General features: G+C 71.3%; 12 protein-coding genes. 6 read left to right on the top strand and 6 right to left on the bottom strand.

What is annotated here, in order from left to right; translation table 11 throughout:
• Positions 1–113: 113 nt before the first annotated feature.
• The gene (locus ACSSS0_RS14405) at positions 114–893 is read right to left on the bottom strand and encodes a LuxR C-terminal-related transcriptional regulator (protein ID WP_487228526.1); all 780 of its coding nucleotides are present in this window, start codon (positions 891–893) and stop codon (positions 114–116) included.
• A 311-nt stretch (positions 894–1,204) separates the two neighbouring features.
• Positions 1,205–2,929 carry a DEAD/DEAH box helicase gene (locus ACSSS0_RS14410; protein WP_487231211.1) on the bottom strand — a complete coding sequence of 575 codons (1,725 nt, stop codon included), beginning with the start codon at positions 2,927–2,929 and terminating at the stop codon, positions 1,205–1,207.
• 329 nt (positions 2,930–3,258) lie between these two features.
• Between ACSSS0_RS14410 and ACSSS0_RS14415 the strand changes: the two genes are divergently transcribed.
• Entirely contained in the window at positions 3,259–4,005 is a 747-nt protein-coding gene (locus tag ACSSS0_RS14415) for a hypothetical protein (protein ID WP_487228527.1), read from the top strand.
• Between the two features lie 3 nt (positions 4,006–4,008).
• Complete coding sequence (locus ACSSS0_RS14420; RefSeq protein ID WP_487228528.1) at positions 4,009–4,764, top strand: caspase family protein; 756 nt, start codon at positions 4,009–4,011, stop codon at positions 4,762–4,764.
• Between the two features lie 85 nt (positions 4,765–4,849).
• On the opposite strand, the gene ACSSS0_RS14425 is transcribed toward ACSSS0_RS14420, so the two are convergent.
• Both ACSSS0_RS14425 and ACSSS0_RS14430 read right to left on the bottom strand, forming a co-directional pair.
• Positions 4,850–5,395, bottom strand: a complete 546-nt coding sequence (locus tag ACSSS0_RS14425; RefSeq protein WP_487228529.1) for an NADPH-dependent FMN reductase — start codon at positions 5,393–5,395, stop codon at positions 4,850–4,852.
• Between the two features lie 111 nt (positions 5,396–5,506).
• Positions 5,507–5,854, bottom strand: coding sequence for a hypothetical protein (locus tag ACSSS0_RS14430; protein ID WP_487228530.1), 348 nt, complete (start codon positions 5,852–5,854; stop codon positions 5,507–5,509).
• A gap of 61 nt (positions 5,855–5,915) precedes the next feature.
• On the opposite strand from ACSSS0_RS14430, the gene ACSSS0_RS14435 reads away from it, so the two are divergent.
• Entirely contained in the window at positions 5,916–7,451 is a 1,536-nt protein-coding gene (locus tag ACSSS0_RS14435; RefSeq protein WP_487228531.1) for an HNH endonuclease signature motif containing protein, read from the top strand.
• 152 nt (positions 7,452–7,603) lie between these two features.
• Positions 7,604–7,894: a hypothetical protein gene (locus ACSSS0_RS14440; RefSeq protein WP_487228532.1), complete on the top strand. Its 291-nt coding sequence runs from the start codon at positions 7,604–7,606 to the stop codon at positions 7,892–7,894.
• 127 nt (positions 7,895–8,021) lie between these two features.
• Here the strand turns inward: ACSSS0_RS14440 and acs are convergent, their stop codons facing one another.
• Complete coding sequence (gene acs, locus ACSSS0_RS14445) at positions 8,022–10,016, bottom strand: acetate--CoA ligase (RefSeq protein ID WP_487228533.1); 1,995 nt, start codon at positions 10,014–10,016, stop codon at positions 8,022–8,024.
• A gap of 280 nt (positions 10,017–10,296) precedes the next feature.
• Between acs and ACSSS0_RS14450 the strand changes: the two genes are divergently transcribed.
• Positions 10,297–11,961 carry an alkaline phosphatase D family protein gene (locus tag ACSSS0_RS14450; RefSeq protein WP_487228534.1) on the top strand — a complete coding sequence of 555 codons (1,665 nt, stop codon included), beginning with the start codon at positions 10,297–10,299 and terminating at the stop codon, positions 11,959–11,961.
• 190 nt (positions 11,962–12,151) lie between these two features.
• Positions 12,152–13,018, top strand: coding sequence for a lysophospholipid acyltransferase family protein (locus tag ACSSS0_RS14455; protein ID WP_487228535.1), 867 nt, complete (start codon positions 12,152–12,154; stop codon positions 13,016–13,018).
• Between the two features lie 85 nt (positions 13,019–13,103).
• On the opposite strand, the gene trpS is transcribed toward ACSSS0_RS14455, so the two are convergent.
• Positions 13,104–14,291 (bottom strand): tryptophan--tRNA ligase, encoded by a 1,188-nt coding sequence (gene trpS / locus ACSSS0_RS14460; RefSeq protein ID WP_487228536.1) that lies wholly within the window; start codon positions 14,289–14,291, stop codon positions 13,104–13,106.
• Positions 14,292–14,317 lie beyond the last annotated feature (26 nt).

Genomic DNA, 14,317 nt, shown 5'->3' on the forward strand with positions numbered 1-14,317 from the left:
TGGACATTGAGACTGGACGTTTGAATGGAAGTACGGCCAGCAGGATTCTTCGTACCTGAAGTGACGTTGAGGCGACGCCGCGCAGGCCGGGAGCGGACGGCATACGCCATCGCTCAGTCGAGGTCCTGCATGGCGACCCACCACGCGGCGGCAGCGGCGCGGCCGCGGCGCCCCGACTGCTCGTAGACGGAGCTGAGGTGCTTGCGCACCGTGCGCTCGGTGATGCCGAGCCTGCGCGCGATGCGCAGGTTGGTCCACCCGGCGGCGGCGAGGGCCAGCACCTCGCCCTCACGTCGGGTGGGACGGTACGCGGCGCACAGGGCCGAAACGGGCTCCAGGACCGGATCGACCGGACCGGAGGTCAGCGACGGCCGCTCACCGCGCAGCGTCGCCGTCGTCTCGTCGAGCGCGGCCCGGAAGGCCAGTGCCGTCCCTAGCGGGCGCTGGATCGCCTCCAGCAGCTGCAGGTCCTCCGTCCTGAAGTCGACGGCGGCCCGGTGGGCCCCGAGGAACACGACGTCGGTCGGGGAGCTGTGCAGCATGACCGCCACGGGATACCGCCCGCCGACGTGCCCGTGCATCCGCGCGTAGACCTCCGTGTGCCAGAAGTCCCTGATCGGCACGAGGTCGCTCACCCGGACCGCGCCGGAGGTCGACAGCAGGGGGATCGCCGGGTGCTGGTCGGCGACCTCCGCCGCGAGGCGGCCCATCTCGGCGGTGATCGGGGCCGAACCGGCGACCTGCACCGTCACGTCGACACCCTGCGCGGTCCGACGGAGACGTGTGAGCCCCACGCCCGTGTCGGCCCGAAGGACCTCGACGACGCTGGGCAGCAACGGCCCCAGAGGCTCGCCTCGCGCGGCGGCGACCGCGAGGTCTCGCGCCGCGCTCATGGCTGCCACCTCACGACTCTGCGACACGTCTCCTCCTCCAACGGGGACGGTCCCGTGACAGCCTTCTCCCGAAGCCCTGCGAAGAGCCGACCGAGGCCGCGGTCAAGGTGTCCGAAACGACACTCGACGCGCGAACACGTCGGCCTTCAGAATGGCACGACAGGAGTGGGGGTTGGACGAGTTCGTGGAGGTTCGCCGTCGTCAGGGAGGACGTGGCGCGCCGGCCAGGAGCCGACGGAACGGCAGGGTGTGCTGACCGACAGGGGGGAGCACACCGTGCGCCGTCGGGAGTGCCTCGAGGACGAGCCGGGTCAGTCGCGCGGGCCCTTGCGGTAGGGCTTGGACTGGGTCGGCCGGCTGCCCCGCTCCTGCGACTCGCTCAGCTCGATGAGCTGACCCGAGATGCGCGTCGAGCGCAGCTTGTCCCACGTGCCGGGCGGCAGGGTGGCCGGCAGCTCGACGAGGGAGTGGTCGGCGCGGATGTCGATGTGCCCGAAGTCCTGCCGGCCGAGGCCGCCCTCGTTGGCGAGGGCGCCGACGATCTGTCGCGGCTCGACCTTGTGGCGGCGTCCGACGGCGATCCGGTACGTCGCCATCGGGCCGGACGTGCCGCGGCGCGGACCTCGGTCGGCCCGGTCCCCGCGGTCGCCGCGGTCGCCGCGGTCGCCGCGGTCGCCGCGAACCGGTCGGCCTCCGCGGTCGCCGCGGTCGTCACGACGGTCGCGTGACCCGCGGTCGTCGAACGTCCGTGCGGGACGGACCGGCTCGGGGTCGAGGAGCATCGGCTCGTCGCCCTGGAGCACGACGGCCAGGGCAGCCGCGACGTCGGCCTCGGGCACGTTGTGCTCGCCGACGTAGTGCGCGATGACGTCGCGGAAGAAGTCGACCTTGTCGGTCGCCAGTGCCTCGGTGATGGCGTCGTCGAAGCGGGTCAGACGCGTCGCGTTGATGTCGTCGACGCTGGGCATGGTCATCGGCGTGAGCGACTGGCGGGTCGCCTTCTCGATGGCCTTGAGCAGGTGGCGCTCACGCGGCGTGACGAACGAGATCGCGTCGCCGCTGCGACCGGCACGACCGGTGCGGCCGATGCGGTGGACGTAGGACTCGGTGTCGGTCGGGATGTCGTAGTTGACGACGTGGCTGATGCGCTCGACGTCGAGCCCGCGGGCGGCGACGTCGGTGGCGACGAGGATGTCGAGCTTGCCCGACTTCAGCTGGTCGACGGTGCGCTCGCGCTGGTTCTGCGCGATGTCGCCGTTAATCGCCATGGCTGAGAAGCCTCGGGCCCGGAGCTTCTCCGCGAGCGTCTCGGTCTCGTTCTTGGTGCGGACGAAGACGATCATCCCCTCGAAGTTCTCGACCTCGAGGATGCGGGTCAGCGCGTCGACCTTCTGCGGGTAGCTCACCGTGAGGTAGCGCTGCGTGATGTTCGGCGCGGTCGAGGTCGTCGTCTTGACGGTGATCTCGACCGGGTCCTGGAGGTACTTCTTCGAGATGCGTCGGATCTGCGCCGGCATCGTCGCGGAGAAGAGCGCGACGTGCTTGTCGTTCGGGGTGTCGGCCAGGATCGTCTCGACGTCGTCGGCGAAGCCCATCTTGAGCATCTCGTCCGCCTCGTCGAGCACGAGGAAGCGCAGCTCGCTGAGGTCCAGCGTGCCCTTCTCGAGGTGGTCCATGATGCGGCCCGGGGTGCCGACGACGATGTGGACGCCGCGGCGCAGCGCGCTCAGCTGGACGCCGTAGGCCTGCCCGCCGTAGACGGGCAGCACGTGCACGCCCCGGAGGTGGGCGGCATACCGCTCGAAGGCCTCGCAGACCTGCAGGGCGAGCTCACGCGTCGGCGCGAGGATCAGCGCCTGCGGCTTCTTCTGCTTGAGGTCGAGCCGGCTGAGGATCGGCAGCGCGAACGCCGCCGTCTTGCCCGTGCCGGTCTGGGCGAGCCCGACGACGTGGCGGCCGTCGAGCAGGGCCGGGATCGTCGCCTCCTGGATCGGAGACGGGTACTCGTAGCCGACGTCGCGCAACGCCTTGAGCACCTTGTCGTCGAGGCCGAGGTCGGCGAACGAGACGCGCTCGGGCCCAGGAGTGGCGTCCGCGACCTGCGGCCCGTCCTCAGGGGACTCGTTGACGGGGGACTCGACGCTCGGCTCGCTCACCCCTTGACGGTAGTGGGTCTGCGATTGCGCGCACAGGTCAGGTGATCGAGGAGCGTGAAATGGCCGCGATGACGCTTGACGCGGACGAGCGCTCCTCGGACCTGCTGCCACCGCCCCCGAGCGCCAGGATCGGCCGCCCGGCGTGCCGAACCCGGGCGAGCTGTCCCAAACCGACCACCTCGATGACGTCCTGGTGCCACCATCGGTGGATGGGGACAGTCAAGATCGACTTCAGGGGCCCGTTCCGAGGCAAGAAGGACATCCAGGCCACGTCGTCGGAACCGATGTCGGTGACGTGGTCCACGTCGCCCGACGGTCACACGTGGAGCCTCGTCCCGAACGCGACGAGCACGACCTTCGAGGTCGACCCCGCCGCGCTCGAAGGGCAGCACGTCCGAGTCACGGCGACCTTCCAGGACCAGAGCACCGCAACCGACGAGCTGACGATCAGCAAGGCGCCGACTGCAGAGCAGCCGTCCGGCGACGGAGACCCAGCGGCCGAACCGCCTGCGGTCTGGCACCTCGAGTTCGCCCTTGTGGCTGCAGCCGTGACGATCGGACTACTCGTCGCCTTCGTCCTCTACACCTCGGTTACCAAGGCGGCGCTTGGACTGGACGCCACGGCATACGCCAAGCTCGACGGGCGGGGGGTCGTCGGTGCCGCTGTCATCGGGCCGGTCGCGCTGGTCGGCGTCACCGTCACCCTGATAGGGGTCTGGATGGTCATGGTCGAGTGGCGGGGGCGGTTCAAGGAGAAGGCTGCGGGAGGCGATGATGCGCCCAAGAAGAAGGGGCTGCCCGACATCGGGACCGTTGTCACGGCCCTCGGCAAACTGCGCGGCGCGACCCTCGTGCTGCTCTCCGGCGTGGCCATCCTGCTGAGCGTCGCCTGGATGACGAGCTCCACCACGGGCGCGGACCCTGCGACGCCGTCTGCCACCACTACGACGACCTGAGTCATGGCGGCCCGCGCGCTCGTCGTCGGCGTCCCGGAGACGTCGGTCAAGCGGCTGCCGGCCCTCAGCACCGTCTCAGGCGACGCCTGCGAGGTAGCGCGACGGCTGCGCAGCAACGGAGTCGACGTCAGCGCGCACCCCCACGGCCTCTACCTCGCCGACTTCGCCGAGGAGGCAGTCAAGCTGCGCGAGGTGACGCGCCCCGGCGACCTGGCCATCCTCTACTTCAGCGGTCACGGCTACCGCCTGCCCGACGATGATGGTGACGACTGGGAGACCGGCTGGGACCAGTGCCTCGTGCTCAGCGATGGACTGCTTCGAGACGACTGGTGGCACAGCGACTACTGGCCATTCACCCATCCGGACACCAAGTGGGTCACGTGCGTGGACTGCTGCTTCAGCGCGTCGGTCGTTCGCGGCCTGGGAGCCGAGCTGCCACCAGTGCCGATCCGTCGGCCGGAGCCACGGCACGGGAGCTGGCGGATCGACCTGGCGGCCGCTCCGGACGACGAGGAGGCACTCCAGCTGACCAACGAGTCGGAGGGGTTCGGCAACGCCATGGCGTGGATGACCGTGCAGCTGTTGCGCCGGCTGTCCGAGCGTCCGGGTGATACGTACCGCTCACTCTGGAACGCGGTCGAGGGCGCCGCGCGCGACCTCTCTGTCGGCAACCTCAAGGTCCCTATGCCCCTGCTGCGCCACAGCGCGACGGATTCCATGTTGCTCGACTCACCCGCGTTCGCAGCCCTCGATTGGTGAGCCGCACTCGTGGTTGCCCCACCCGAGGCGCTGTAGCAACTGTCGGCGTCTGACGGGCTGGATTCTCGTCGACAGTCTGCGGCGCTCAGGCGGTGGCGCCGACGGGCTCGTCGACCTTGGCGGCCAGCGCGTCGAGGAGGGCGCCGAGCTCGGCGCGGCGCTCGTCGGTGACGTCGAGCTCACCGGCGGGGGAGACGTCCTGGGTGAAGACGAGACCGGTCGAGCCGACGACGTCGGCCTTGACGTGGGCGAGGACCTTCGCGAGGTCGGCGGTGGCGTCGCTCGCGCCGCTCCAGCCGTAGCCGACGAGCGCGATGGGCTTGGCGTCCCACTCGGCGAAGAGGTAGTCGATGGCGTTCTTGATCGGGGCCGGGAAGCTGCGGTTGTACTGCGGCGTCACGACCACGATGGCATCGGACTCGAAGACCTTGGAGGCCCAGTCCTTCGTGTGCGGCTTGGCGTAGTTGCCGTTGCGCGGCATGTCCTCCTCGTCGAAGAAGGGCAGCGACGACAGGTCGAGCAGCCCGACCTCCCACTCGCTCGCGGGCGCCTGCGAGGCGACCCACTCGGCGACCTTCGGGCCGATGCGGCCGGGACGGGTGGAGGACACGACGATTCGAAGTTGCTTCACGTTTCAACCAACTATCACAGCCGGCTGGGCATTCCGGGAGGGCCCGTGCTGGTCGTGTGGCTGGGGTCACACCCAGATGGCGTATGCCGTCCGCTTCGTGGAGCCGTCGGCTCAGTGCTCCGCCACCCACTTCTCGAGCGCGGCGACGCGGGACTCGAGGTCGGCCTTGGAGTGCTCGGCGAGCATGGCTGAGAGGCGGGTCTCGAGTGCCGAGCCCCCTGCACCCAGTGAGCTCGGCGCGGCCGATGAGCCCGATGCAGCCGGGGCGGCGGCTGGCGCCGTCGTGGCGCCGGCGCCTGCCGGGCTGCGGGAGAGGCCGTGGCGCACGTACGTGCGCGCCAGGGTGGAGGGGCCGACGCCGATCTCCGTGGCCCGCGCGATGAGGGCCTCGAGCTCCTCGGCGGTGAGGCGGACCGAGAGGACCTTGGCGCGGTCGGTTCCCGTGGTCGGGCTGGGCATGGTGGCTCCTTGCGTGGTGACGATGTCATGCATTGTCAGTGGTCGACTCTACAGTGAGGACATGAGCACAGCAGCCACCCACGGGCCCCGCCCGCCGGCGCCGGCGCAGCACGGCGCTGCGGCTCGCGCCCGCCTGTGGGCCGTCGGCTCGGGTGCTGCTGAGGGCTCCGAGGAGGCCGGACGGCTCGATGACGCTGCCGGGTCGGTCGAGGAGCTGGGCCTGGTCGGCGTGCTGTCGTCGATGGCGGAGACCTTGCGGGCGTTGACCCTGGACTTCCCGACGTGGTCGCTGCCCGAGTCGCAGGTCGGTGAGGCCGTCGGCCACGCCCAGGCCGTGCGCGAGCTGAGCCAGACCCTGACGGCCGTTCTGGCTCGTGAGGCCGACTCCCGGGGCCTCGGGTCCGACGACGGGCTGAGCCGCGCCGACTGGCTGCGCGCACAGGCCGGTGCCGGCGTGGGCGGCGGGGTGCTCGACGGGCAGGGCGCGGCGGCGGTGACCCGCGTCGGTGCGGCGATGAACGAGCCCCGCTGGGCCCGCCTCGCCGAGCGGGTCGCGGCCGCCGAGATCCCCGTCGCGCACGCGGCAGCCATCGTCCGCTTCCACGACGACGTCGCCCGGATCGCCGACCCCGACCACCTCGCCGGCATCCTCGACTCGATGGTCGAGGCCGGCGACGCGCTCACCGGGCGCGAGCTGGGCCGGCTCATCGCCCACGCCCGCGCCACGCTGAAGCCACCGGCCGAGCTCGAGGCCGAGGAGGAAGGGCTCCGGCTCGGGCGCGCGTTCCGCAAGGTCCGCTCGTGTGCCGGGTTCACCGTCTTCGAGCTGCGCCTGGACCCCGAAGGTGCCGCGATCGTCGAGGCCGCCATCGACCGGCTGTCCAGACCTCGGCCAGAGCTCGTCTCCAGCACGCACCTCGCCCCCCATCCGACGCTCGGACTGAACCCGGACCTCGACGCCCATCCCGCGCTCGGGCTGTACCCCGACCGCGCCGCCCATCCTGCGCTCGGCCTGTACCCGGATCTCGACGCCCATCCTGCGCGAGGGCAGGGGCGCCGCGACTGCGCAGGCACGGCCGACGTCGACCCGCGCACCCCGGCGGCACGTCGGGCCGATGCGCTGCTCGAGATCATCGGCCGCGGCGTCGCTTCTCCCGAGGGCGTGACCCGGTCCCCGCGGACGACGCTGGTCGTCACGATGTCCCTCGACGCGCTCATGGATGACCTGAGGGGCGTCGGTCTGCTCGACACCGACGCCGCCCTCTCGCCCGGCGCGGTGCGGAGGCTCGCCTGCGAGGCCGGGATCGTTCCCATGGTCCTGGGAGGCCCGTCCGAGGTGCTCGACCTCGGCTACACGCGACGACTGTTCAGCCCCGCGCAGCGTCGGGCCCTGGCCGTCCGTGACGGCGGCTGCAGCTATCCCGGCTGCACCGTCCCGCCGATGTGGTGCGAGGCCCACCACGTCACCCACTGGCTCCACGGCGGACCCACCGATGTGTGCAACGGGGCTCTGCTCTGCGGTCGCCACCACACCCTCGTCCACCGGCGCGGACTCACGGCCACCGTCAGCCCCACCGGCGTCACCTGGCACCTCTAGCTGCCCCGCCCCACACCCCGCCACGGAGCGCGGGGACCGTGGCGTGCCTACGGGCCGGCGGGCTCTGCGTTGGGAGTGCCATGTATCAGCGCTGGTGCTCTGCCTTTCTGACAGGACAGCCCTCAGCAGCGCACCAGACAAGAGAGGTAGTCGTGTCCGTAGCCATCGCCGTCATCATCGTCCTCGTTGTCGTGGTCGCGTCCTGGTACCGGGTGAAGCACCCCGAAGACGTCTTCGAGCCCGGCGAGTCGCCCGCGGAGCGCGCCCGTCGTCTGTACGGGCCCCCACCGACCCCGCGCGCACGTCGCCGCGGGCGCTGGCTCCTCATCGCGTGTGCGGTCTTCGCCGTCGTTCTCACCGCAGTCATCTCGTCCCTGCCGGATGACGGTGGAGACTGCAACACCGAGGGCCGGTGCGTCCACTGGACCTATGACCAGCCGTGACGTCGTGCGTCGTCGCAGGCGGCCACCGTCGAGTCGCGACGCAAGGGTCCACGCACACCGCCCGCCTCGCCGGGTGGCGAGGCGGGCGGCATACGTGCTCGGGGCCGGCAGGACGGCCCGGGTGGGGTCAGTCCTTCGTCATGCCGGTCTTGATGAGTTCCATGACCGAGCTGTCGGCGAGGGTCGTCACGTCGCCGACCTCGCGGCCCTCGGCCACGTCGCGCAGCAGACGGCGCATGATCTTGCCGGAGCGGGTCTTGGGCAGCTCGCTGACGATCATGATCGAGCGCGGCTTCGCGATCGGGCCGATCTCCTTGGCCACGTGGTTGCGCAGCTCCTGGACGAGGTCCTTGCCCTCACCGGGCTCGTCGGCCTCCTCGACGAACTCCTGGCGGAGGATGACGAACGCGCACACGGCCTGGCCCGTCGTCTCGTCGTTGGCGCCGACGACCGCGGCCTCGGCGACCTTCGGGTGCGACACGAGCGCCGACTCGATCTCGGCCGTCGACAGGCGGTGGCCCGAGACGTTCATGACGTCGTCGACGCGGCCGAGCAGCCAGATGTTGCCGTCGGCGTCGTACTTCGCGCCGTCGCCGGCGAAGTAGTACTTCTCGCCGAACCGCGACCAGTACGTCTCCTTGTAGCGCTCCGGGTCGCCCCAGATGCCGCGCAGCATCGACGGCCACGGCTTCGTCAGCACGAGGTAGCCCACCTGCTCGGGCGTCGTGAACGGCTTGCCCTCGTCGTCGAGGATCTCGGCGCTGATGCCGGGGATCGGCTTCTGCGCCGAGCCGGGCTCGAGCGTCGTGACGCCGGGCAGCGGGCTGATCATGATGGCGCCGGTCTCGGTCTGCCACCACGTGTCGACGATCGGGGCGCGGCCGCCGCCGATGTGCTTGTGGTACCAGAGCCACGCCTCCGGGTTGATCGGCTCGCCGACCGACCCGAGCAGGCGCAGCGAGCTCATGTCGAACTTCGCCGGGATGTCGGCGCCCCACTTCATGAAGGTGCGTACGGCGGTCGGGGCGGTGTAGAGGATCGTGACCTTGTAGTCCTGGATGATCTCCCACCAGCGGCCCTGGTGCGGGGTGTCGGGCGTGCCCTCGTACATCACCTGCGTGACACCGTTCGTGAGCGGCCCGTAGACGATGTAGGAGTGCCCGGTGACCCAGCCGATGTCAGCGGTGCACCAGTAGACGTCGGTGTCACGGTGCACGTCGTGGACGACGGCGTTGGTGTAGGCCGCCTGCGTCAGGTAGCCGCCGGTCGTGTGGAAGATGCCCTTCGGCTTCCCGGTCGTGCCTGAGGTGTAGAGGATGAAGAGCGGGTGCTCGGCCTCGAACGGCTGCGCCTCGTGCGTCGGGTCGGCCTTCTCGAGCGCCTCGTGCCACCAGACGTCGCGGTCGTTCCACGCGGTGTCCTGGCCGGTGCGCTTGACGACGAGCACGTGCTCGACCGACGTGTCGTCGTGGTCGAGGGCCGCGTCTACGGCCGGCTTGAGGGCCGACGGGGCACCGCGACGGTAGCCACCGTCGGACGTGATGACGACCTTGGCCTTCGCGTCGTCGATGCGCGAGTGCAGCGCCTCGGCCGAGAAGCCGCCGAAGACGACCGAGTGCGGGGCGCCGAGACGGGCGCAGGCGAGCATCGCCACGGCGGCCTCGGGGATCATCGGCAGGTAGATCGCGACGGTGTCGCCCTTGCCGACGCCGAGGTCGGCGAGGGCGTTGGCCGCACGCTGCACCTCGGCGTGGAGGTCGGCGTAGGTGATGTCGCGGGTGTCGCCCTCGGGCTCACCGACGAAGTGGATGGCGACCTTGTCGCCGCGCCCGGCCTCGACGTGGCGGTCGACGGCGTTGACGCACGCGTTGAGCTCGCCGTCGGCGAACCACTTCGCGAAGGGCGGGTTGCTCCAGTCGAGCGACTGCGTGAACGGGGTGCTCCACGTGAGGTAGGTGCGGGCCTGCTCGGCCCAGAAGCCCTCGTGGTCGGCGTCCGCCTGGTCGTAGAGGTCGGCCGTGCCGTTCGCCTGCGCGGCGAACTCGGGCGGCGGTGGGAAGGTCAGTCCCTCATGGACGAGGTTCTCGAGCGGCTCTTCGCTCACGGTGTCACCCTTTCGCATCGACGATGGTGCGGTCGCGCCGCCCGCGCACGTGTCGGCGGGGCGACGTGGTTGATGCACAACTCAAACGCAGGCTAGTTCGCGCTTCAAGGGCCGAGTGAGGCGGGTCTCACCGCTACCGACGAGTAGCCCGCCGAGCGGTCCCGCTCCGAGGACGAGCGGTCGGGCCACGCGCGCACCCGACGCGAGCGGACGGCATACGCCATCTCGCCCCAACGCTTCACCTGAGGTTCTCCCGGCGGTGGGCCGCGCCGCCCGCAGAGTGACGAATGTGGACGACATGGACACGACTCACCAGCTGCCCTCTCGCCGAACCCTGCTCCGCGGTGGCCTCGCCACCGGGACCGTCGCCCTCGCGGGGGCCGGCGTCGTCCTCGACAGCCGACCCAGCGCGGCCGCCGTCGTCCCGGCTGCCAATCCCTTCACCCTCGGCGTCGCCAGCGGCGACCCCGAGCCCGACGGCTTCGTCCTCTGGACGCGCCTCGCCCTCGACCCGCTCGCCGCCGACGGGCTCGGTGGTATGCCGTCCGCCACCTACCAGCTGAACTGGCAGGTCGCGTCGGACGACCGTTTCGCCGACGTCGTCAAGGCGGGATCGGTTGCGGCACGGCCCGGTTGGGCGCACTCCGTGCATGTCGAGGTGCACGGCCTGCGTCCGGGCCGCGAGTACTTCTACCGCTTCCGCCTGGGCCGCCACCTCTCAGAGGCGGGTCGCGCGGTCACGGCACCCAACCCGTGGGAGACGCCGTCGGCGCTCGCCATGGCGTTCGTGTCGTGCTCGAACCTGCCTGCCGGCTGGTTCACGGCGTACGGCCGCCTCGCGGAGGAGCGGCCCGACGTCATCCTCCACCTCGGGGACTACCAGTACGAGGGCGGCGGCAACGGCATCGGCCGCAACCACGCCGGTCCGGAGACGACGACGCTCGCCGGCTACCGGCAGCGCTACGCGCAGTACAAGAGCGACCCCGAACTGCAGGCCGCGCACGCCGCCGCGCCGTGGCTCGCCGTCTGGGACGACCACGAGGTCGACAACAACTACGCCGGTGACATCCCCGAGAAGGTCGCGGAGACGCCGACCTTCCTCCAGCGGCGGGCCGCCGCCTACCGCGCCTACTACGAGAACATGCCGCTGCGTCGCTCCTCGGTGCCCGACGGTCCGAACCTCGACCTCTACCGCCGCGTCCGCTGGGGCCGGCTCGCCAACTTCCACATGCTCGACACGCGCCAGTACCGCTCCGACCAGGCCTGCGGCGACGGCTACAAGGACTGCCCCGCGGCGGACGACCCGACGCGCTCGCTGCCCGGGATGGAGCAGGAGCAGTGGCTGCTCGACGGCTTCCGGCAGTCTGAGGCACGGTGGGACCTGCTCGGCCAGCAGGTCTTCTTCGGCCGGCGCGACAACGACGCGACGGCGAGGACGACGGTGTCGATGGACGCGTGGGACGGCTACCGCGCGTCCCGCCGACGCGTCACCCAGGGCTGGGTCGACGCCGGGGTGCGCAACCCCGTCGTGCTGACCGGCGACGTGCACGCCCACTGGGCCTCGGACCTCTACCTCGACTGGGACCAGCCCGGCGAGGTCGTCGGCTCCGAGCTCATCACGAGCTCGATCACCTCGGGCGGCAACGGCTACGACAGCCCGACCGGCCAGCACCCGTGGGCGGCGTGGAACCCCAACCTGCGCTTCTGGACCAACCTGCGCGGTTACGTCTCGACGACGATCACCCCGTCCGAGCTGACGGCGCGCTTCCGCTGTGTGCCGGTCGTGACGACGCCCGGCGCCGAGGCGTTCACGCGTGCCGAGTTCGTCATCGACGACGGCGTGCGCGGCCTGCGACAGACCGCTGACAACCCGCTGCCCACGACGACGCTGCGGCGGTCGACCCCGAGCGACGAGCAGATCGTCGCCGACACGATCCGCGAGGAGACCCACGGCAGCGCCTGAGCGCCACCCCACCGGAGCCATCCAGCCGTCGAGTGGCCCCGCCGTCACATCCGTCGGAGCCATCCAGCCGTCGAGTGGCCCGGCAGTCACACCGGCCTGACCGTGCGGTCGGGCACGGAGCGGCGGGCCGCTCGACGGGCGGCGGGGTGTCGGGTCCATCCGACCTGGGCGTCCGTGACGAAGATGTGCTGTGACCGACCGGACCTATCGCCTCGTCATCCGTGCGGCGCTCGCCGTCTTCTCGGGGCTCGGCCTGCGCATCGACGTGCGCGGCGCCGAGCACCTGCCCCGCGAGGGTGGCGCGGTCCTCGCCGGCAACCACGTCGGCTTCCTCGACTTCCTCTTCGTCGGGCTCGTGGGACGCCGGCAGGGCCGATTCGTCCGGTTCCTCGCCAAGCAGGGCGTCTTCACGCCGCCGGTCGTCGGCGGGGCGATGCGGGCGATGGGCCACGTGGCCGTCGACCGCGCGCACGGGGAGGTCGCGCTGCGCCATGCCGTCGCCAAGGCCCGCGCCGGTGAGGTCGTCGGGCTCTTCCCCGAGGCGACGATCTCGCACTCGTGGGAGCTGAGGCCCTTTCGTCCCGGCGCGGCCGCGGTCGCGACGTGGTGCCAGGTGCCGCTCGTCCCGGTGGCCGTCTGGGGCAGCCAGCGGATCCTCACGGTGGGTGGACGGTTCAGCCTCCGCCGCGGCACGGCCGTCACGATCGTCGTCGGCGAGCCGCTGACTCCCGCCCCCGACGCCGATCCGTATGCCGTCTCCGAGCAGCTGCGGGACCGCCTGCAGGCCGTGCTCACCAAGGCGATGGACGCGTATCCCGACCAGCCGCGCGACGCCGCCGACCGCTGGTGGCTGCCCGCCTCGCGCGGGGGCAGCGCGCCCGGTCCCGAGGAGGGCTTGCGCCTCGACGAGGAGGGCATGCGCCGGGCGGACCGCGCGGCCGAGGCGCGGATCCAGCGCTCCCACAGGGCAGCCCGCCCACGTCGCCCTCGACGCGGTCGGGTGGCGCCGGGTCCGACTCAGGAGCCGTCGCCGGCGATGCGTGAGACTGCCTCATAAGCCGCCCGATCCTCGGCGGCGTCGTGCTCGTTGGGCTCATCGCCCTGCCGGGCGCGCCGGCGAGGCGATGACGTTTCCGCGGCCCTCAGTAGCTCATCCCCATCACCGCCCGCACGGTCGCGAGGGTCCGCTCGGCCACCTCGTTGGCGCGTGCGTTCCCCTCGTGGAGCACCGAGGTGAGGTATGCCGGGTCGCGGGCGAGGTCGGCCCGCCGCGCCCGGTGCTCCGCGAGGGACTCGTTGACCGCGTCGGTGACGACGCGCTTGAGGGCCTGGGCGCCGCCGTCGCCGACGCGCTCGGCCACCACCTCGGGTGACTCGTCGAGGAACAGCCCGGCGATGGTCAGGAGGTTCGCCACGGTGGGACGCCCCTTGGGGTCGAAGGTGATCCGCCGCTCCGAGTCGGTCCGCGCGGCCCGGACCCGGGCGGCCGTCTCGTCGGCGGTGTCGCGCAGGTTGATGACGTTGCCCTTGCTCTTGCTCATCTTCGTACCGTCCGTGCCGAGGAGCAGGGGGACCTCGCTGAGCAGGGCCTCGGGCTCGGCGAACACACTGTGCCCCGCGGCATACCTCTGGTTGAAACGGCGCGCGATGGCGCGTGTCTGCTCGAGGTGCGGCAGCTGGTCGCGGCCGACCGGCACGATCCGGCTGTGGCAGAAGAGGATGTCGGCCGCCTGGTGCACCGGGTAGGTGAGCAGCAGACCCGACAGCGGCCGGCCGTCGGACAGCGCGAGCTCGTCCTTGACCGTCGGGTTGCGGCGCAGCTCTGCGTCGGTGACGAGGGACAGGAACGGCAGCATGAGCTGGTTGAGCGCCGGCACCGCGCTGTGGGTGAAGATCGTCGTCCGAGCCGGGTCGAGGCCGGCGGCGAGGTAGTCGAGCACGAGTCCCTGGACGTTGGCGCCCACCTCGCCGACCGAGTCGCGGTCGGTGATCACCTGGTAGTCGGCGATGACGACGAAGGTCTCGACTCCCTTGTCCTGCAGCCGGACCCGGTTGCGTAGGCTCGCGAGGTAGTGGCCGATGTGGAGCGGTCCTGTGGGACGGTCGCCGGTGAGCATCCGGAGACGAGCGGCATCCTGGATGCTGTCGTCGGGGTCGCCGGTGGCGTGCTGGTCGATGAGCGCGTCGAGGACGGCGCTGCGCTCGAGCGCCACGGCATACGTCGCGCTCTCGTCGGCGTCGCGTGTGTCGGCGGGGGCGAACGGTGCGGCGCGGTGGGTCGTGCTCGTGGTCGTGCTGCTGGTCGTGCTGCTGGTCGTGCTGCTGGTCATGGTCTCTCCTGGTCGTGGGTGCCCAC

This window comes from Terrabacter sp. R4-6 (genome assembly GCF_057529065.1).

What these genes read in the sequence shown, in the direction of transcription:
- ACSSS0_RS14405 (WP_487228526.1), bottom strand. Translation starts at nt 893, where the DNA reads ATGAGCGCGGCGCGAGACCTCGCGGTCGCCGCCGCGCGAGGCGAGCCT.
- ACSSS0_RS14415 (WP_487228527.1), top strand. Translation starts at nt 3,259, where the DNA reads ATGGGGACAGTCAAGATCGACTTCAGGGGCCCGTTCCGAGGCAAGAAG.
- ACSSS0_RS14420 (WP_487228528.1), top strand. Translation starts at nt 4,009, where the DNA reads ATGGCGGCCCGCGCGCTCGTCGTCGGCGTCCCGGAGACGTCGGTCAAG.
- ACSSS0_RS14430 (WP_487228530.1), bottom strand. Translation starts at nt 5,854, where the DNA reads ATGCCCAGCCCGACCACGGGAACCGACCGCGCCAAGGTCCTCTCGGTC.
- ACSSS0_RS14435 (WP_487228531.1), top strand. Translation starts at nt 5,916, where the DNA reads ATGAGCACAGCAGCCACCCACGGGCCCCGCCCGCCGGCGCCGGCGCAG.
- acs (WP_487228533.1), bottom strand. Translation starts at nt 10,016, where the DNA reads ATGCGAAAGGGTGACACCGTGAGCGAAGAGCCGCTCGAGAACCTCGTC.
- ACSSS0_RS14450 (WP_487228534.1), top strand. Translation starts at nt 10,297, where the DNA reads ATGGACACGACTCACCAGCTGCCCTCTCGCCGAACCCTGCTCCGCGGT.
- trpS (WP_487228536.1), bottom strand. Translation starts at nt 14,291, where the DNA reads ATGACCAGCAGCACGACCAGCAGCACGACCAGCAGCACGACCACGAGC.